This window comes from Falsiroseomonas sp. E2-1-a20 (genome assembly GCF_051433195.1).
Classification (GTDB): Bacteria; Pseudomonadota; Alphaproteobacteria; order Acetobacterales; family Acetobacteraceae; genus Falsiroseomonas.
Genome location: NZ_JBHMFT010000003.1, coordinates 191,980 through 210,356, shown reverse-complemented (window position 1 = coordinate 210,356; position 18,377 = coordinate 191,980). Strand labels below are relative to the sequence as shown.

Genomic DNA, 18,377 nt, shown 5'->3' with positions numbered 1-18,377 from the left:
CGCCGCGGGCGCATGCCCTCGGCGGGATGAAACGCGGGGCCGGGCAATGATCGGAGTCGATTGGGGCACCACCAGCCTGCGTGCCTACCGCATCGGCACGCCGGACCGCATCGACCGGCCGGCTGGTATCCTCACCGTTTCACCCGGCGGCTTCCCAGCCGCGCTGCGGGACGCCATCGGACCCTGGCTCGATGACGGCGAGACCCACGTCCTGCTTTGCGGCATGGTCGGCAGCCGCCAGGGCTGGCTGGAAGCGCCCTACCTCCGCTGCCCCGCCGGCCCGGCCGAGATCGCGTCTGCCACCGTCCCGGTGCCCTTCGAAGGTGCCGAGTGCCGCCTGGTCCCCGGCCTCGCGACGGAGGATTCCGCCGGCATCCCCGACGTGATGCGCGGCGAGGAGACCAAGCTGGTTGCGCTCGCCGATACCGTCGGCACCGGCCTCGCCTGCCTGCCCGGCACCCATAGCAAATGGGCGCGGCTGGACTCCGGCCGCGTCACCGGCTTCACCACCCACATGACCGGCGAGACCTTCGCCGCCCTGTCGCAGCACACCATCCTGGCCCGCACCAGCGAGGACGGCCCCGACCAGCCAGCGGCCTTCGCCCGCGGCGTCGACCGCGCCCGCCAGCCGGGCGGCCTGCTGCACCATCTGTTCGGCGCCCGGACCCTGCACCTGATGGATCGGCTGGCGGCGGCGGAAACCCGCAGCTTCCTCTCCGGCCTGCTGATCGGCCACGAGATCGCGGCCGCGGCAGATGGCGTCACCGCCGTCCACCTCGCCGGCGCCGCGCATCTCTCGGATCTGTACGAGGCGGCGCTGGTCCGGCGCGGCATCACGGTGACGCGGCACGACCCGGACCTGGTCGCGTCCGGCCTCACCCATATCGGCAGGAGCCTCGGATGGGTCTGAAGGACTGGCTCGCGGCCTGCCCGCTGGTCGCGATCCTGCGCGGGTTGAAGCCGGAGGAAGCCATTGGCGTTGGCGAGGCGCTGGTCGCCGCCGGCATCACCGTGCTGGAAGTGCCGCTGAACTCGCCCAACCCGCTGGAGAGCATCCGCCTGCTGGCGACCCGCTTCGGCGAGGATGCGCTGATCGGCGCCGGCACCGTGACCGACCCGGCCGACTGCGCCCGCATCGCCGCCGTCGGCGGGCGCCTGGTGGTCACGCCGCACGCCGACCCGGCCGTGGTCCGCGCCGCCAAGGCCGAGGGCATGATCGCCATCCCCGGCTTCTTCACGCCGGGCGAGGCCTTCGCGCTGCTGAAGGCCGGCGCCGATGGCCTGAAGCTGTTTCCGGCGGAGGCCGGCTCGCCCGCCATGCTGAAGGCGATGCTGGCCGTCCTGCCCCCCGGCACCCGCATCCTGCCCGTCGGCGGCATCGATGCCGGCAACATCCCGGCCTGGCGCGCCGCCGGCGCGGCCGGATTCGGCATCGGCAGCGCCATCTACCGGCCGGGCGACAGCGCCGCCGCCGTCGCCGCCAAGGCCGCCACGCTGCGCCTTGCCTGAGCCACCCGGGCAGGGCATCCTTCTGTCCTATAACAATTTGCCGCGACCAGGGCGCGGACCGAAAGGGGGGCTGCCACCATGACCATCCAACGCCGCCATCTGGCCCGGCTCGGCGCCGGCCTGCTCGCCGCACCGGCCTTGATCCGCAGCGCCAGCGCGCAGGAGTTGACGCTCCGCCTGCACCACTTCCTGCCGCCGGTCGCCAACGTACACCGCCACTTCCTGATGCCCTGGGCGCAGAAGGTCGCGGCCGAGTCCAACAACCGCCTGCGCATCCAGATCTTCCCCTCGATGCAGTTGGGCGGCGCCCCGCCGCAGCTGTTCGACCAGGCGCGCGACGGCGTGGTGGACATCGTCTGGACCCTGCCCGGCAACACCCCCGGCCGCTTCCCGCGGATCGAGGTGTTCGAACTGCCCTTCATCGCCCACCCGCAGGCCGCGCCGAACGCCAAGGCGTGCTGGGAATTCTTCGAAAGCCATCTCCGGCAGGAATTCAGCGACGTCCACACCATCGTCGCCTGGGCGCATGATGGCGGGGTCATCCACGCCAACCGCCCGGTCACGAAGCTGGAGGACCTGCGCGGCCTGAAGCTGCGCTTCCCGACCCGCCAGGCCGGGGAGGCGTTGCGCGCCCTCGGCGCCGCCCCCATCGGCCTGCCGATCCCGCAGGTGCCGGAAGCCCTGTCCCAGCGCGTGATCGACGGCGCCGTGGTGCCGTGGGAGGTGGTGCCCTCCATCCGGCTGCAGGAACTGGTGACGAACCACACCGAGATCCTCGGCAACCCCACCTTCTATTCGGCGACCTTCGTGCTGGCCATGAACAAGGCGAAGTACGAGGCGATGCCGGCCGACCTGCGCACGGTACTGGACGCCAATTCCGGCATGGTCGCCGCCGAGATGGCCGCCAAGCCCTGGGACGAGCAGGGCCCCGTGGTGCGCGCCACGGTCGAGCGCCGCCGCCAGAACACCATCGTGCAGCTTTCCGCCGAGGAGAAGCAGCGCTGGGTCGAGGCGACGAAGCCGGTGATCGACAGCTGGGTCGCCGCCTCCGCCGAGCGAGGCTTCGACGGTGCGGCGCTGCTGGCCGATGCCCGCCGCCTGATCGCCAAGCACAGCACCTGACCCTGAAGCCCTCTCCCCCTTCAAGGGGGAGAGGGTGGGGTGAGGGGGCCGCGCAGACCTCGCCCATCACGGCAGCCCCTCCCCCACCCAGGACCGCCGGCCCATGTCCAATGTCGAAGCCCCCCCCGGTGGCCCCATCCCGTTCATAGCCCGTGCGCTGGCCTTCCTCGGCGGCATCGCGCTGCTGACGGCCGCCAGCATCACCAGCATCAGCGTGGTCCTGCGCTTCTTCACCAGCCAGCCGATCCGCGGCGATTTCGAGATGGTCTCCATCGCCGCCGGCGTCGCCGTCTTCGGCTTCCTCGCCTATGGCACGCTGATGCGCGCCAACATCCTGGTGGACAGCTTCACGGGCTGGCTGCCCGCCTCCGTGACGTCGCGCATCGATGGGTTCTGGATGCTGGTCTGGGCCGCCGTCACCCTGTTCCTGGCGGAACGCATGAGCCTCGGGGCCATCGAGACGCTGCGCAACGGCATGCGCACCATCGGCCTGCTCGCCCTGCCCTACTGGTGGGCCGTCGCCATCGGCGCCTTCGCCTTCGCGGTCACGGGCCTTGTCGCCCTGCTGTGGTCCTGGCGTTTTCTCTCCGGGCGAGCGTCGGGCGGTCGCGCCTGATGGCACCGGAATTCGCCCTGGCGCTGACCGGCTTCGCCGTGCTGCTGGCCCTCATCGCGCTCCGCGCCCCGGTCGGCCTCGCGATGCTGCTGGTGGGTGTCGGCGGCTACGTCCACGTCCTGGATTGGGCGGCGCTCGGCAACTACATGAAGACGACGCCCTACCACCTGTTCGCGAACTACACGCTGTCGGTCATCCCGCTGTTCATCCTGATGGGCGCGCTGGCGGAACGTGGCGGCCTGGCGCGGGACCTGTTCGCGGCGGCCAATGCACTGATCGGCCGCAAGCCCGGCGGCCTGGCGATGGGCGTCATCGGCGCCTGCGCCTGCTTCGGCGCGGTCTGCGGCAGCTCCGTCGCCACCACCGCCACCTTTGCACGCGCGGCCCTGCCGGAGTTGCGGCGCTTCGGCTACGACCCGGGCTTCTCCACCGGCACCATCGCCGTCGGCGGAACGCTCGGCATCCTGATCCCTCCCAGCGTCATCCTGGTGATCTATGCGATCAGCACGGAACAGAACATCGCCAAGCTGTTCATGGCCGCGCTGGTCCCGGGCCTGATCGCGATGACGCTGTATATCATCGCCATCATGATCGTGGTGAAGCGGAACCCGAAGCTTGGCCCGCCGGCGGACGCGCCGAGCCCGGCGGAGCGCCGCCGCGCCTTCCTCAATGTCATCCCGGTGCTGTCGATTGCCGTCATCGTCGTCGGCGGCATCTATGGCGGCGTCTTCACCCCCACCGAATCCGCCGCCATCGGCTGCATCGCGACCCTGGCCGTCGGCTTGTTGCGCCGTACGCTCGGCCCGCGCCAGATCCGCGAAAGCCTGTTCGCCACCGCCGAGACCACGGCGATGATTTTTGCGATCCTGCTGGGCGCCGAGATCTTCAACGCCTTCCTGGCGCTGTCGCAGGCGCCGGACCTGCTGGGCCTCTGGATCTCGGAGCAGAATTTTCCTCCCTATGTCATCCTGGGAATTCTGCTGCTGGTCTACATCATCCTCGGCGCGGTCATGGACGAGCTGGCCATGATGCTGCTGACCCTGCCGGTGTTCTTCCCCGTCGTCACCGCACTGGATTTCGGCCTGACGACGGAGGAAACCGCCATCTGGTTCGGCATCCTGGTGCTGGTCGTCGTCGGCATCGGGCTGACGGCACCCCCCATCGGCCTCAACGTCTTCGTCGTCTCCGGCCTGGCGCGCGACGTGCCGATGACGCGCATCTACCGCGGCGTGCTGCCCTTCCTGGCGATGGATGTCCTGCGTCTCGGCCTGCTGGTCGCCTTCCCGGTGCTGAGCCTGTGGCTGGTGAACCTGCTGAGTTGACGCGGGCGCCTGCCGGGGCCACGAACGGCACAAAGCTTGAGGGAAACCCGACCATGGCCGACGCCTTCATCTGCGACGCCGCCCGCACCCCGATCGGCCGCTACGCCGGCGCCCTGAAGGATGTCCGGCCGGACGACCTCGGCGCCGTGCCGCTCCGCGCCCTGATGGCCCGCCACCCCGACCTCGACTGGTCCGCGGTGGAGGACGTGATCTTCGGCTGCGCCAACCAGGCCGGAGAGGACAACCGCAACGTCGCCCGCATGTCCACCCTGCTCGCCGGCCTGCCGGAATCGATCCCCGGCAGCACGGTCAACCGCCTCTGCGGTTCCGGCATGGACGCCGTCGGCATCGCCGCCCGCGCCATCAAGGCGGGCGATGCCGAGTTCATGCTGGCCGGCGGCGTCGAGAGCATGACCCGCGCGCCCTTCGTCATGGGCAAGTCCGCCGAGGCCTTCAGCCGCAGCGCCGAGATCTACGACACCACCATCGGCTGGCGCTTCGTCAACCCGAAGATGAAGTCGGCCCACGGCATCGATTCGATGCCGGAGACGGCAGAGAACGTCGCGCAGGATTTCCAGATCTCACGGGCTGACCAGGACGCCTTCGCCTGGCGCTCGCAGCAGCGCGCCGGCAAGGCGATCGCCTCCGGCCGCTTCGCCCAGGAGATCGTCCCGGTCTCCATCGCCCGCCGCAAGGGCGATCCCATCGTGGTGGACACCGACGAACATCCCCGCCCGGACACCACGATGGAGGCGCTGGGCAAGCTGGGCACGCCGTTCCGCAAGGAAGGCGGCAGCGTCACCGCCGGCAACGCCTCCGGCGTCAATGATGGCGCCTGCGCTATCCTGGTCGCCAGCGAATCCGCCGCAGGCCGCCATGGCCTGACGCCGCGCGCCCGCGTCGTCTCCGTCGCCACCGCCGGCGTCGCGCCGCGCATCATGGGCTTCGGCCCCGCGCCGGCGGTGAAGCGCGTGCTCGCCAAGGCCGGCCTCACGCTCGGCGACATCGACGTGATCGAGCTGAACGAGGCCTTCGCCGCCCAGGCGCTCGCCGTCACCCGCGATCTCGGCCTGCCCGACGATGCGGAGCACGTGAACCCCAACGGCGGCGCCATCGCCCTCGGCCACCCGCTCGGCATGTCCGGCGCCCGGCTGGTGCAGACCGCGGTGCAGGAATTGCACAACCGAAAGGCGCGCTATGCCCTGGTCACCATGTGCATCGGCGTCGGCCAGGGCATCGCGATGATTCTGGAACGCGCCTGACCCAGCCACCCGCCTTCACGCACCGCGCTTACGGGTGATACAAACACCGCAGCCGCGTGGGGAGCCGGGATGTTTCTGAAGCTGGGCGACATCGTCGTGCATGCCACGGTGGAGGGGCCGGAGGAGGCGCCTCCCCTGCTGATGCTGCATTCCATCGGCACATCGATGCATGTCTTCGCGCCGCAGGTCGAAACCCTGTGCCGCACGCACCGCGTCATCCGCATGGACCTGCGCGGCCACGGCCTGTCCGGCGTGACCGATGGCGACTACTCGATGGAATTGCACGCCGACGATGCGCTGGCGCTGCTGGATGCGCTGGGGGTCCGCAGGGCGCATGTGCTCGGCCTGTCCATCGGCGGGCGCATCGCCATGCAGGTCGCCGCCCAGGCACCGGACCGCGTGCTGTCGCTGATCCTGATGGACACCGCGCTGGAATTCCTGCCGCCCAAGGCCTGGCAGGACCGCATCGAGGCGGTGATGGAGATCGGCACCCAGGCGCTGGTGGAGGTGGTGATGCCGCGCTGGGTCGCCGACCCTGATCTGCCCTCCTCGCAAGGCCTGCGCCAGATGCTGCTGCGCACGGACCGCCGCGGCTATGCCGGCTCCGCCGCCGCGCTGCGCGATGCCCGTGCGGCGCAGGTCGCCGGCCACATCACCTGCCCCACCACCGTCCTGGTCGGCACCGTCGATATTGCGACGCCGCCCGAGGTCGCCCGCGACGTCCAGGCGGCCATCCCCGGCAGCCGCTACGCCGAGATCGACGGCGCCGGCCACCTGCCCACCCTGGAATTCCCCGAGGCCAGCACAGCCGCAATCCTGGCCCATTTTGCCGCGCTGGCGCCACCGGCGGGCCGCGAAGCCGGCCTGGCGGTCCGCAAGGCGGTGCTGGGGGAGGCGCATGTCGCCCGCGCCTCCGGCAACGTCACGCCGCTGGACGCGCCGTTCCAGGACTGGATCACCGCCAATGTCTGGGGCGGCATCTGGACCCGGCCGGGCCTGACGCGCCACACCCGCAGCCTGCTCAGCATCGCCATGATGGCGGCGCTGGCCCGGCATGAGGAGCTGGAACTGCACATCCGCGCGACACGCAACACCGGCGTGACTCCGGAGGAGATCGGCGAGGTATTGCTCCAGGTCGGCGCCTATGCCGGCGTGCCCGCCGCCAACGCCGCGCTGAAGATTGCCAAGGCCGTGTTGAAGGAAACGCCATGAGCGACCCGGCACCCTACCGCCACCCCATCCCCGGCACCCAGCCGCCCTACGACGCGCCGGCCTATGGCAGCACGCACAAGCGCCACCCGAGGCAGCCCCTGGTCCACATCCCGACCACGCTGACGGAGGCGAGCGCCCCGCATTTCGACCCGGCGGTCTTCACGCCGCAGGCCGACATGTCCCAGCTCGGCGGCCGCAGCGCGATGGGTGAGCGCATCATCGTCGCCGGCCGCGTGATGGACGAGAACGGCCGCCCGCTGCGCGGCGCCATGGTGGAGGTCTGGCAGGCCAATTCCAGCGGCCGCTACCACCATGCCCGCGACCAGCACGACGCGCCGCTCGACCCGAATTTCGAAGGTCGCGCCCGTGTCTTTACCGACGAGAACGGCAACTACAGCTTCGTCAGCATCAAGCCGGGCGCCTATCCCTGGCGCAACCACGCCAATGCCTGGCGCCCCATCCACATCCATTTCGGCCTGCACGGCGCCGGCTTCGCGCAGCGCATGATCACCCAGATGTATTTCCCCGGCGATCCGCTGCTGCCGCTCGACCCGGTGTTCAACAGCACGGCGGACGAGGTCGCCCGGCACCGCCTCATCTCCGTCTTCGACCTGGAGGTGACGAAGCCCGAATGGGCGCTGGGCTACCGCTTCGACATCACCCTCCGCGGCCAGGCCGCCACCCCCTTCGAGAACGCCTGAGATGACCGCCGCCACAGCCAGCCAGACCGCCGGCCCCTACTGGCACATGATCGATTTTCCCGAGTGGGCGGACCTGCTGCGCGCCAGCGGCCCGAATGCGGGCGCGGAGGGCGAGCGCATCACCCTGACCGGCCGCATCACCGATGGCGACGGCGCCGCCTGCGCCGATGCGCTGGTGGAGATCTGGCAGGCCGGCCCGGATGGGCGCTACGGCCCCGGCTTCCACGGCTTCGGCCGCTGCGCCAGCGACGCGGACGGGCAGTTCCGCTTCACCACGCTCAAGCCCGGCCCCGTGCCTGGCCCCGGCAACGCCACCCAGGCGCCGCACATCGCGCTCACCATCTTCGCCCGCGGCCTGATGAAGCACGTCACCACCCGCGTGTACTTCGCAGACGAACCCCGCAACGCCGAGGACCCGATCCTGAACCTGGTTCCCGCGGAACGCCGCGTCACCCTGCTCGCCCGACCGGAAGCCCCCGGCACCTGGCGCCTCGACATCCGGTTGCAGGGCGCGGACGAAACCGTCTTCCTCGACCTGTGACCGTCTCCCCCGCCGACGGCCCCGTCTTCGGCGCCGTCTTCGGCACCGATGCGATGCGCGCCGCCATCGGCGAGCGCGCCTTCCTCCAGGCCATGCTGGACGTCGAGGCCGCGCTCGCCCGGGCGCAGGCCCGCCTCGGCCTGATCCCCGCCGAGGCCGCCGTCGCCATCACCGCCGTCGCGCGGTACGAGATGCTGGACATCCCGGCCCTCGCCCTCGCCACCCGCAACACCGGCTTTCCGGTCGTCGGTCTGGTCAAGCAGCTCTCCGCCGCCGCCGGCGCCGAGGCCGGCCGCTGGACCCATTGGGGCGCCACCACCCAGGACATCACGGACAGCGCCTTCGTGCTGCAGATGCGCCAGGCCTTCACCCTGATCGCCACCGACCTCGACCGCCTGATCGAGGCCCTCGCCCGCCTCGCCCACACCCACCGCCATACCGTGATGCCCGGCCGCACCCATGCGCAGCAGGCCCTGCCCACCACCTTCGGCCACAAGGCCGCCACCTGGCTCGACCCGCTTATCACCATGCGCGACCGCCTGGCCCAGGCGCTGCCGCGCATCCTGCGGCTGCAATTCGGCGGCGCCGTCGGCACGCTGGCCTCGCTCGGCGAGCACGGCCCCGCGGTGCAGCGCGAGTTGGCGCGCGAACTCGATCTCGCCCTGCCCGCCATCCCCTGGCACGTCGCCCGCGACGGCATGGCGGAAGCCGCCTGCTGGCTGGCGATGCTGTGCGGCACGCTGGCGAAGCCGGCCACCGATATCCTGCTGCTGATGCAATCCGAGGTCGCGGAAGCCGCCGAGCCCAGCGCGCCCGGTCGCGGCGGCAGTTCAACCATGCCGCAGAAGCGCAACCCGATCGCCTGCGAATACGTCATCGCCCAGGCCCGCGCCGCGCAGACCCTGCTGCCCCAGGTGCTCGGGGCCATGGCGCATGAGCATGAGCGCGGCGCCGGCGGCCAGCAGGTCGAACAACTCGCCTTGCCGCAGATCTTCCTCTACACGCATGGTGCCCTGGCCCAGGCGGTGTTCCTGGCGGAGGGCGTCACCGTCGATGCCGCCCGCATGCGCCGCAACCTGGACGAATCGGGCGGCCTGATGATGGCGGAGGCGGTGATGATGGGCCTCGCCCCACTGCTCGGCCGCAACCGGGCGCATGACGCCGTGCACCATGCCTGCGACGCGGCGATGGCGGAGCGCATCCCACTGGCCGAGGCGCTCGCCCGTGACCCCGGCGTCACGCTCGATGCCGCCGGCCTTGCGAAACTGACCGACCCCGCCGGCTACCTCGGCGCCACCCAGATCTTCATCGACGCGGTGCTGGCCCGGCGTTAACCCCTGACGAGCTTCACCCACAGGATGGACGCCGTCAGCGGCACCGTCACCAGATTGGCCGCGACCAGGCCCGCCGACCCCACCAGCGCGCCATAGGCCAGCCACAGCGAATTGCCGACGACCAGCAGCACCAGCAGCGCCAGGCTGAAATCCCGCGCTGAGCGCGTCCGCCAGGTCTTCCACGCCTGCGGCACGAAGGCCGCCGTCGTCATCGCTCCGGCCAGCAGTCCCATCGCCTCGACGTCCACGACTGCGCTCTTTCCCGCCAGCATCCGGCCCCCTATGCATCGCGGCATGGCGGAAATCCACCTGAGCTTCGAGACCCTGTCCGGCCCCGCGCTGCACCCGCTGCTGCCCGCCCTCGCCGGCCTGCGCATCGCCGTGTTCCGCGAGTGGCCCTACCTGTATGAGGGCGACGCGGAGTATGAGCAGGGCTACCTGCGCGCCTATGCCGAAAGCCCCGGTGCCGCCATCGTCGTGTGCCACGATGGCGACACGGTGGTCGGCGCCGCCACCTGCCAGCCCATGCCGCAGAGCCACCCCCCGGTCCCCGCCGCCTTCCGCGCCGCCGGCCTGGACCCCGCCCGCTTCTGCTATTTTGGCGAGTCGGTCCTGTTGCCGTCCTACCGCGGCCAGGGTGCCGGCGTGCGCTTCTTCCTGGACCGCGAGGCGCATGCCCGCTCGCTGGGTCTGCCCGAAGCCGCCTTCTGCGCCGTGATCCGCGACCCGGCCGACCCGCGCCGCCCGCCCGGCTATACCGCGCTCGACGCCTTCTGGCGCAAGCGGGGCTACGCGCCGGACCCGGACCTGAACGTGAGCTTCGCCTGGAAGGAAGTTGGCGAAACCACTGAAATCGCCCACGACCTCGCATTCTGGACCAAGTCGCTTTGAGCCCGCTGCGCCTCGGCCTGCTCGCCTGGCCCATCGAGCGCCCCGCTTCCGTCGCCGCCTTCAGGACCAAGCTGGACCATTGGCTGGACCAGGCGCGCGGCCAGGCCGACCTCTGCGTGCTGCCCGAATATGCCTGCGTCGAACTCGGCGCCGCCCTCGCCGGCGGGGCGCCGGATGAGGCCACCGAACTCGCCGCCATGGTCGCCCATGCCGACGCCATCCTGGCCGGGATGCGCGCCGCCGCCCGCCGCGCCGGCCTCTGGCTGCTGCCCGGAACCCTGCCCATGCGCGCCCCCGGCGGCCGCGTCATCAACCGCGCGCCGCTGATCGATCCGGAGGGCCGCCTCGCCTTCCAGGACAAGCAGGCGATGACCCGCTTCGAGGCGGAGCGCTGGGGCGTCGCCTCCGGCGCCCCGCCGGCGGTGTTCGACACGCCCTGGGGCCGCATCGGCATCTCCATCTGCTACGACGTGGAATTCCCGAAGCATGTCCGCGCCCAGGTCGAGGCCGGCGCCTGGCTGATCCTCGCCCCCTCCTGCACCGACAGCCTGCACGGCTTTGCCCGGGTCCGCATCGGCGCCGCGGCGCGGGCGCTGGAGAACCAGTGCTTCGTCGCCATCACGCCCACGGTCGGCCTCGCCCCCTGGTCCGTGGCACTCGATGAGAACCACGGCCACGCCGCCATCTTCGCCCCGCCGGATCGCGGCTTCCCCGAATCCGGTGTTGTCGCGGCGGGCGAGATGGACGCGCCCGGCTGGCTGTTCCACACGCTGGACCCGGCCCTGATCACCCAGGTCCGGGACCACGGCGCCGTCCGCAACCATCGCGACTGGCCCCGCCGCCCGGTCCCGCCGCCGCAGCCGGCGCATTTCGCATGACGCTGATCTACCTCGTGGCCGGCGAGGCCTCCGGCGACGTGCTCGGCGCCCGCCTGATCGCCGCGCTGCGCGCCCGCGACCCCTCCCTCACCTTTGCCGGCATCGGCGGCGACCGCATGGCCGAGCAGGGTTTCGCCACCCTGTTCCCGATGCGCGAACTCGCCCTGATGGGCCTGATCGAGGTGCTGCCCAACATCCTCCGCCTCGCCCGCCGCCTGCGCGAGACGGAGGCCGACATCACCGCCCGCCGCCCCGCCGTCATCGTCACCATCGACAGCCCCGGCTTCACCCTGCGACTGGCAGAGCGCACGAAGCCGCTCGGCATCCCGCTGATCCACTACGTCGCCCCGCAGATCTGGGCCTGGCGCCCCGGCCGCGTCGCCAAGATCCGCGCGCGGGTCGACCGCATCCTGTGCCTGCTGCCCTTCGAGCCGGTGATCTTCGAGGCCGCAGGCATCCCCGCCAGCTTCGTCGGCCACCCGGTGCTGGAATCCGGCGTCGATGCCGGCGACGCCGCCCGCTTCCGCGCGGCCCACGCCCTGTCGCCCGAATCGCGCATCCTGGTGGTCATGCCCGGCAGCCGCCGGATCGAGGTGCGCCGCCTGCTGCCGGTGTTCGGCGCCACCCTCCGCCTGCTGGCGCAGCGCGTCCCCAACCTCGTCGCCGCCCTGCCGGTCTCGCCGGTGGTGGCGGAGGCGGTGCGCGCCGGCACGGCGGATTGGCCGGTGAGGCCCATCCTCATCACCGACAATTCAGGCAAGCACGATGCCTTCGCGGCGGCGGACGCCGGCCTGATCAAATCCGGCACCTCCAGCCTGGAGATGGCGACGGCCGGCGTGCCGCACCTGGTCGCCTACAAGGTCAACCCGATCACCGCCGCCATCGTCCGCCGCCTGGTCCGCGTGCCCTTCGCCAGCCTGGTGAACCTTCTGGCGGAGCGCGCCGTCGTGCCCGAGTACCTGCAGCAGGATGCGACGCCGGAGGCGCTGTCCGACGCCCTTGCCACCCTGTTGACCAGCGCCGATGCCGCCGCAACCCAACGCGCGGCGTTCGAGGATGTCCTGGCCCGGCTGCGCCCGCCCGAGGGCCTGCCCAGCGCCGCCGCTGCCGCCATCATCCTGCAAGCCATCGAGGATCACCCATGAGCGTCGGCCTGATTGCCCTGCTGGACGATATCGCGGCGCTCGCCAAGGTCGCCGCCGCCTCGCTGGACGACATCGGCGCGCAGGCGATGAAGGCCGGCGCCAAGGCGGCCGGCGTGGTCATCGACGATGCCGCCGTCACGCCGCGCTACGTCGTCGGCTTTGCCGCGGCGCGCGAGTTGCCCATCGTGGGCCGCATCGCCTGGGGGTCGCTGAAGAACAAGCTTATTTTCCTGCTGCCGGGAGCGCTGGCGCTGAGCCTGCTCGCCCCCTGGGCGATCACGCCGCTGCTGATGCTGGGCGGCGCCTATCTGTGCTTCGAGGGTGCCGAGAAGGTCATCGAGGCGATCCTGCCGCACCACGGGATGACCATTTCGCAATCCCCTGGCCTTGCGGAGGGCGACCGGACGCTGGAGGACCAGAAGGTCGCCAGCGCCATCCAGACAGACTTCATCCTCTCCGCCGAGATCATGGCGATCACTCTTGCGACGGTGCCGGAGGCGACGTTCTTCGGCCAGGCCGCGGTGCTCGCCGTGGTCGGCATCGGAATCACCATCGTGGTCTACGGCGCCGTCGCGCTGATCGTGAAGGCCGACGATGCGGGCATCGCCCTGGCGCAGACCAGCAGCGCCCCGGTGCGTGCGCTGGGGCGCGGCATCGTGCTCGGCATGCCCTATCTGTTGCAGGGGCTGGCCATCGTCGGCACCGCCGCCATGGTCTGGGTCGGCGGCGGCATCATCCTGCACGGGCTGGAGGAATACGGCATCACCGGCCCGGCGCATGCGCTCCATGTGGCCAGCGATGCGGCCGCCGCCGCGATGCCCGCCATCGGCGGACTTGCCGGCTGGTTCGTCACCGCGCTCGGCTCCGGCATCCTCGGCCTGATCCTCGGCGCGGCGCTTGTGCCGGTGGTGGAGAAGGCGCTGATCCCGGCCTGGCGGCGGCTGCGGCCGGCGCGCTGATCAAATCGTAGGCACGAAGGCTGCACCTTCGTGCCCCTGAAACGCCGGGCGGGCCGCATCCGCGTCCCTTGGCTTCGCGGCATAAGCCGCGGCGGCCATCCGGCCGCTCGGCGCACCGCGCCGCGGGTCGGAGTTCGGCGCGCCCGACCTCAGGCAATCGCCGCCTCCACCGCCAGCGCCACCGCCAGCGCGGCCCGTCCCTCCGGCGCGCCCACTTCCGGCGCCACGCCATCCAGGCAGGCCGCCGCGAAGCCGGCCTGTTCCGCTTCCAGGCTGTCATGGTCGGTCCAGCCGGCCCGCTCGATGCCGTAGCCCGGCATCGTCGCCACCGCCTCCGCCCCGCCACGCCGCAGCACCGCCAGGCTGCGGCCGAGGAAATCCACGTTCATCTCCCCCTCGCTGCCCAGCACCCGCAGCCGCCGCTCCATCGCCAGGGAGACGCGCGACGCGGTGATGGTCGCCGCGCGCCCGCCCGAGAACCCCAGCCGCGCCACCGCGAAATCCGCATGCTCCGAGGCAACGCGCCCGCCCACCGCCTCGATCGTCTCCGGCACGTCGCCGGCCAGCTTCAGCACCAGGTCGATGTCGTGGATCATCAGGTCGAGCACCACCGAGACATCCAGCGAGCGCGGCCGGAAGGGTGCCACCCGCAGCGCCTCCCAATGCACCGCCCGCGCGCCGTCCTGCGCCGCGACAACCGCCCGGAACGCCGCCGAGAACCGCTCGATATGGCCCACCTGCAGCACCAGTCCGCGCTCCGCGGCCAGCCGGGCCAGCTCGTCAGCCTCGACGAGTGTCGCCGCGATCGGCTTCTCCATGAACAGGTGCCGCCCGGCCCGAAGCACCTGCCGGCCCAACGCCGCATGGAAGCGCGTCGGCGCCGCGACGATCACGGCCTGCGCCGCCTCGATCGCCTCGGCCGCGCCCAGCGCCGGCACGCCGCACTCTGCGGCGACCACTTCGGCCCGCGCCGGATCGGCATCGTGCAGCGCCACCAGCCGCAGGCGCCCGCCGCCGCGGGCGGCCTTCAACGCGTGGAACCGACCGAAATGCCCCGCGCCGAGCACCGCCACCCGCAATTCCATCGCGCAAAACCCTTTCCACCAGCCGCCGATTGATACGCCGCCTCGCGCGGGCTTGCATCAGGGGGGGCCGCGCCGCATCTTCCGGCCGGGCGGCGCCGCACCCGGATGGGTTCCGGCGGCCGCCCCATCACGATTCCCATCACTTTCGGGGCCGGTCCGCGTCCATGATGTATTTCGCTCGCTGGAAGGTGCTCGCCATCATCGGCGTCTGCCTCCTCGGCATCCTGGTATCCCTGCCCAACTTCTTCCCGCGCAGCGTGCTGCCGGACTGGGCGCGCCAGATCAGCCTCGGCCTCGACCTGCGCGGCGGCAGCTACCTGCTGCTCGAGGTCGATACCTCCGCCATGGTGCGCGAACGCCTGGAAGCGCTGGTGGACACCACCCGCCGCGGCGCCGCCACCGCCACCCCGCGCATCCTCTACACCGGCCTCGCCGCCAACCCGGCCGAGCGTCGCGTCTCCGTCCGCGCCTCCGACCCCGCCCGCGCCGAGGACCTGGCCCGCATCCTGCGCGAGGCCGCCATCGTGGTGCCCGCCGGCGCCGGCGCGCAGCAGCCGGATATCGAGGTCACCACCTCCTCCGATGGCGTCGTCTCCGCCACGCTGACCGAGGTCGCGCTGCGCGCCAAGGCCGGCAACGCGGTGGAGCAGTCGCTGGAGATCGTGCGCCGCCGCGTGGACGAGACCGGCGTGGCCGAGGCGCTGATCGCCCGCCAGGGTGCCAACCGCATCCTGGTCCAGTTGCCCGGCGTCGAAGACCCGGCCCGCATCAAGGATCTCCTCGGCCAGACCGCCCGCATGACCTTCCACCTGCTCGACGAATCGGCGAACCTGCAGGCGCCGACGCCGCCGCCCGGCACGATGTTCCTGCCCGGCGACCGGTTCCAGGACCGCTACGCGGTGCGCCGCCGGGTCGAGGTCGATGGCGCCAACCTGACCGATGCGCGTGCCGGCCAGGACAGCACCGGGCAGTGGGTGGTGAACTTCACCTTCGACAGCATCGGCACCCGCCGCTTCGCCGATGTCACCCGCCAGAATGTCGGGCGCCCCTTCGCCATCGTGCTGGATGAGCGGGTCATCACCGCACCCAACATCCGCGAGCCGATCACCGGCGGCCGCGGCCAGATCTCCGGCAGCTTCACCGTGCAGGGCGCCAACGACCTGGCCGTGCTGCTGCGCGCCGGCGCCCTGCCGGCGCCGCTGACGGTGGTGGAGGAACGAACCGTCGGGCCGGAACTCGGGGCGGATGCGATCCGCGCCGGCATCATCTCGCTCGCGGTCGGCGCCAGCTTCGTCTTTCTCTACATGGGCCTCGCCTACGGCTTCTTCGGCTGGCTCGCCAACATCGCGCTGCTGGCCAACCTTGTCATCATGATCGGCATTCTGTCGGTCATGGGCGCGACGCTGACCCTGCCCGGCATTGCCGGCATCGTGCTGACGCTGGGCACCGCGCTCGACGCCAACATCCTGATCAACGAGCGAATACGGGAGGAAGTGCGCAACGGCCGCACGCCGATCTCGGCGCTGGAGCTCGGCTTCACCAAGGCCTCCGGCACCATCATGGACAGCAACCTGACCAACCTGATCGCCATGGCCTGCCTGTACGGATTCGGCAGCGGCCCGATCAAGGGTTTCGCCGTCACGGTCGCCGTCGGCACCGTGGTGCAGATGTGGACGGCGACGGTGGTGGTGCGATTGATGGTGGCCACCTGGTACCGCCGCCGCCGCCCGCAGACTCTCCCGGTCTGAGGATCGAAGAAAATGTTCCGCCTGCTTTCGCGTCCGCTGTTCCGCCTCTTTCCGGATGATTCCCGCATCCCCTTCATGAAGGGCGCGGTGTTCGGACTGGTGCTCTCGGCCATCCTGTCCACCGCCTCCGTCATCCTGGCCTTCTATCCGGGTCTCGCCCGCGGCATCGACTTCCAGGGCGGCATCGTCATGGAGGTCCGCACGCCCGGCGAGGCCGATCTCGCCACGCTGCGCAGCGCCGCCTCCGCCCTGAACATAGGCGAGGTCGGCGTGCAGCAGTTCGGTGCGCCCGATGCCGTGCTGATCCGCCTGCCCGTCCAGGGCGACGAGGCCGGCACCCAGCGTGCCGTCGCCGCCGTCCGCGCCGCACTGGAGGCCGCCAGCCCCGGCACCCGGGTGGTGCGGGTCGAGGCGGTTGGCGAGCGCGTCTCGAGCGAACTGTTCCGGGGCGGCCTGATCGCGCTCGGCATCAGCCTGGTCGCGATGCTGTTCTACATCTGGTTCCGCTTCGAATGGCAGTTCGGCATCGCCGCCATCATCACGCTGATCCTGGACACCACCAAGGCCATCGGCTTCCTCGCCGTCACGCAGATCGAGTTCAACCTGCAGACCATCGCTGCCATCCTGACCATCGTCGGCTTCTCGGTGAACGACAAGGTCGTCGTGTTTGACCGGATGCGGGAGAATCTGCGCAAGTTCAAGCAGATGCCGCTGCGGGACGTGGTCGATCTTTCGATCAACGAGACGATGAACCGCACGCTTGGTACCTCGGTCACGTTGTTTCTTTCGGCCCTGCCGCTGGCGCTGTTCGGCGGCGATGCGCTGTCGGGCTTCGCCTGGACCATGCTGTTCGGCATCCTGCTCAGCACGATGTCGTCCATCTTCATCAGCGCGCCGGTGGTGCTGTTCACCGGCGCCAAGTCGCTTCGCCCGAAGGAAGCCGTGCCCGCTGGCCAGGCCCAGGCGACGTGACCGCCGCCCGGCTGCCGCGCCGCACCGCCCTCGCCGCGCTGGCCGGGCTTGCCACGCCGTCCCTGGCGCGGGCGGACCGCCGCAACCCGGCGGAGCTTCTGGTCGGCGCCCGGCCCGGCTCCCCGGTCGACCAATGGGCACGCGGCGTCGCGCCCTTCCTGGAACGCGCCCTGCCGCGCCTGACCCTGGCGGTGCGCAACCTGCCCGGCCAGCACGGGCTGGACATGGTCAGCCACCTTGAGCAGGCCGACACGTCCCAGCGTCTGATCGGCGTCATCACCGCGCCGCTGTTGCTGGCCCGTGCCGTGGAACTCGGCCAGCCCTTTCCCGCCACCCGCATCGCGCCACTTGCCGCCGTGACCACCGAGAGCATGATCCTCGTCGGCGCCCCGGGCGGGCCGGAGAACGTCGCGGCGCTGCGGGCATTGGCGGACCGTGGCACGCTCGGCACCCCCGCACCGGGCAGCGCCGGGCACTATGCCGCCTCTCGCCTCGATGGCCGGCTCGACCTGCCGCGCTTTGCCTTTCCCTCCGCCGCCGCCGCGCGGCAGGCCGCGCATTCCGGGCATGTGGCCGCCGCCATGCTGCCGTTGCCGGATGCCATTGCCTGGCTACGGGAGGGCAAGCTGCACGGCATCGGTCTCGCCGCCGCGCTGCGCAGCCCGTTGCTGCCGGAGGTGCCGACCCTGCGTGAACAGGAGCTGGACCTGGTGGCGTCGGCCCAACGCGGCTTTGCCCTGAACCGGACAGCACCGGAGGGCTTCCGCGCCGCCCTTCTGCGGGGCCTGGAAGCCGTCGCCACCGACCCGGATTTCGCCGAACGGTCCGCCGCACTTGGCCAGGCCGCGCGCTTCCTCGGTCCGGAAGCCTGGGGCGGAGTTCTGGGCCGTGCCGATGCGGAACTGCGGCGTCGATGGGATGAGGAACCCTGGTTGCCTCGCCGGGCATGACAGCGCATCCGGCAGTTGCGAGTCCCGCGGCCTGGGGTCATCATAACGTCGCAATGTTGGTTCACTTATCTCGTTTATGTGATACGCATCGTCGGATCGCCCTACAGGGTGGCGATCCGGCCGGGAGGAT

Annotated in this window: 19 protein-coding genes; 17 read left to right on the top strand and 2 right to left on the bottom strand. The window is 71.2% G+C overall.

Annotated elements, in window-relative coordinates:
- Nucleotides 1–46 precede the first annotated feature (46 nt).
- The 10 genes from ACFHPP_RS05555 (at nucleotide 47) to pcaB (ending at nucleotide 9,619) form a co-directional block, all read left to right on the top strand.
- Complete coding sequence (locus ACFHPP_RS05555) at nucleotides 47–910, top strand: 2-dehydro-3-deoxygalactonokinase (RefSeq protein WP_437162271.1); 864 nt, start codon at nucleotides 47–49, stop codon at nucleotides 908–910.
- Nucleotides 901–1,509 (top strand): 2-dehydro-3-deoxy-6-phosphogalactonate aldolase, encoded by a 609-nt coding sequence (locus tag ACFHPP_RS05550; protein WP_437162270.1) that lies wholly within the window; start codon nucleotides 901–903, stop codon nucleotides 1,507–1,509. Before ACFHPP_RS05555 ends, ACFHPP_RS05550 begins: the two co-directional genes overlap by 10 nt.
- 78 nt (nucleotides 1,510–1,587) lie before the next feature.
- On the top strand, nucleotides 1,588–2,631 hold the full coding sequence (locus tag ACFHPP_RS05545) for a TRAP transporter substrate-binding protein (RefSeq protein WP_437162269.1): 1,044 nt from the start codon (nucleotides 1,588–1,590) through the stop codon (nucleotides 2,629–2,631).
- Nucleotides 2,632–2,734: 103 nt separating this feature from the next.
- The gene (locus tag ACFHPP_RS05540; RefSeq protein ID WP_437162268.1) at nucleotides 2,735–3,247 is read left to right on the top strand and encodes a TRAP transporter small permease; all 513 of its coding nucleotides are present in this window, start codon (nucleotides 2,735–2,737) and stop codon (nucleotides 3,245–3,247) included.
- Nucleotides 3,247–4,569, top strand: a complete 1,323-nt coding sequence (locus ACFHPP_RS05535; protein WP_437162267.1) for a TRAP transporter large permease — start codon at nucleotides 3,247–3,249, stop codon at nucleotides 4,567–4,569. Before ACFHPP_RS05540 ends, ACFHPP_RS05535 begins: the two co-directional genes overlap by 1 nt.
- A 53-nt stretch (nucleotides 4,570–4,622) precedes the next feature.
- Entirely contained in the window at nucleotides 4,623–5,831 is a 1,209-nt protein-coding gene (gene pcaF, locus ACFHPP_RS05530) for a 3-oxoadipyl-CoA thiolase (protein WP_437162266.1), read from the top strand.
- A 69-nt stretch (nucleotides 5,832–5,900) separates the two neighbouring features.
- Nucleotides 5,901–7,043 carry a bifunctional 3-oxoadipate enol-lactonase/4-carboxymuconolactone decarboxylase PcaDC gene (pcaDC, locus tag ACFHPP_RS05525; RefSeq protein WP_437162265.1) on the top strand — a complete coding sequence of 381 codons (1,143 nt, stop codon included), beginning with the start codon at nucleotides 5,901–5,903 and terminating at the stop codon, nucleotides 7,041–7,043.
- Complete coding sequence (gene pcaH / locus ACFHPP_RS05520) at nucleotides 7,040–7,744, top strand: protocatechuate 3,4-dioxygenase subunit beta (RefSeq protein ID WP_437162264.1); 705 nt, start codon at nucleotides 7,040–7,042, stop codon at nucleotides 7,742–7,744. The genes pcaDC and pcaH overlap by 4 nt, the downstream gene beginning before the upstream one ends.
- Nucleotide 7,745: 1 nt before the next feature.
- Nucleotides 7,746–8,285: a protocatechuate 3,4-dioxygenase subunit alpha gene (gene pcaG, locus ACFHPP_RS05515; protein ID WP_437162263.1), complete on the top strand. Its 540-nt coding sequence runs from the start codon at nucleotides 7,746–7,748 to the stop codon at nucleotides 8,283–8,285.
- Nucleotides 8,282–9,619, top strand: a complete 1,338-nt coding sequence (gene pcaB, locus ACFHPP_RS05510; RefSeq protein ID WP_437162262.1) for a 3-carboxy-cis,cis-muconate cycloisomerase — start codon at nucleotides 8,282–8,284, stop codon at nucleotides 9,617–9,619. Before pcaG ends, pcaB begins: the two co-directional genes overlap by 4 nt.
- On the opposite strand, the gene ACFHPP_RS05505 is transcribed toward pcaB, so the two are convergent.
- Nucleotides 9,616–9,867, bottom strand: a complete 252-nt coding sequence (locus ACFHPP_RS05505) for a SemiSWEET family sugar transporter (protein WP_437162261.1) — start codon at nucleotides 9,865–9,867, stop codon at nucleotides 9,616–9,618. The genes pcaB and ACFHPP_RS05505 overlap by 4 nt on opposite strands.
- A 46-nt stretch (nucleotides 9,868–9,913) precedes the next feature.
- Here ACFHPP_RS05505 and ACFHPP_RS05500 point away from each other — a divergent pair, with 46 nt between their 5' ends.
- Genes ACFHPP_RS05500 through ACFHPP_RS05485 form a run of 4 tightly spaced genes read left to right on the top strand, consistent with a single transcriptional unit; the run spans nucleotide 9,914 to nucleotide 13,492 of the window.
- A complete protein-coding gene (locus ACFHPP_RS05500; RefSeq protein WP_437162260.1) occupies nucleotides 9,914–10,510 on the top strand; it encodes a GNAT family N-acetyltransferase in 597 nt (198 codons plus the stop codon).
- A complete protein-coding gene (locus ACFHPP_RS05495) occupies nucleotides 10,507–11,388 on the top strand; it encodes a carbon-nitrogen hydrolase family protein (RefSeq protein ID WP_437162259.1) in 882 nt (293 codons plus the stop codon). The genes ACFHPP_RS05500 and ACFHPP_RS05495 overlap by 4 nt, the downstream gene beginning before the upstream one ends.
- Nucleotides 11,385–12,533, top strand: a complete 1,149-nt coding sequence (gene lpxB / locus ACFHPP_RS05490; RefSeq protein ID WP_437162258.1) for a lipid-A-disaccharide synthase — start codon at nucleotides 11,385–11,387, stop codon at nucleotides 12,531–12,533. The genes ACFHPP_RS05495 and lpxB overlap by 4 nt, the downstream gene beginning before the upstream one ends.
- Nucleotides 12,530–13,492 carry a DUF808 domain-containing protein gene (locus ACFHPP_RS05485; protein ID WP_437162257.1) on the top strand — a complete coding sequence of 321 codons (963 nt, stop codon included), beginning with the start codon at nucleotides 12,530–12,532 and terminating at the stop codon, nucleotides 13,490–13,492. The genes lpxB and ACFHPP_RS05485 overlap by 4 nt, the downstream gene beginning before the upstream one ends.
- 149 nt (nucleotides 13,493–13,641) lie before the next feature.
- Here ACFHPP_RS05485 and ACFHPP_RS05480 read toward each other — a convergent pair whose 3' ends face one another.
- Nucleotides 13,642–14,577, bottom strand: coding sequence for a Gfo/Idh/MocA family protein (locus ACFHPP_RS05480; RefSeq protein WP_437162256.1), 936 nt, complete (start codon nucleotides 14,575–14,577; stop codon nucleotides 13,642–13,644).
- Between the two features lie 164 nt (nucleotides 14,578–14,741).
- On the opposite strand from ACFHPP_RS05480, the gene secD reads away from it, so the two are divergent.
- From secD to ACFHPP_RS05465, 3 genes are read left to right on the top strand one after another with little or no spacing between them, the layout of a single operon-like run.
- Nucleotides 14,742–16,325, top strand: coding sequence for a protein translocase subunit SecD (secD, locus tag ACFHPP_RS05475; protein WP_437162255.1), 1,584 nt, complete (start codon nucleotides 14,742–14,744; stop codon nucleotides 16,323–16,325).
- 21 nt (nucleotides 16,326–16,346) lie between these two features.
- Nucleotides 16,347–17,297 (top strand): protein translocase subunit SecF, encoded by a 951-nt coding sequence (gene secF / locus ACFHPP_RS05470; protein WP_437162444.1) that lies wholly within the window; start codon nucleotides 16,347–16,349, stop codon nucleotides 17,295–17,297.
- On the top strand, nucleotides 17,294–18,247 hold the full coding sequence (locus ACFHPP_RS05465) for a Bug family tripartite tricarboxylate transporter substrate binding protein (RefSeq protein ID WP_437162254.1): 954 nt from the start codon (nucleotides 17,294–17,296) through the stop codon (nucleotides 18,245–18,247). The genes secF and ACFHPP_RS05465 overlap by 4 nt, the downstream gene beginning before the upstream one ends.
- Nucleotides 18,248–18,377: the final 130 nt, after the last annotated feature.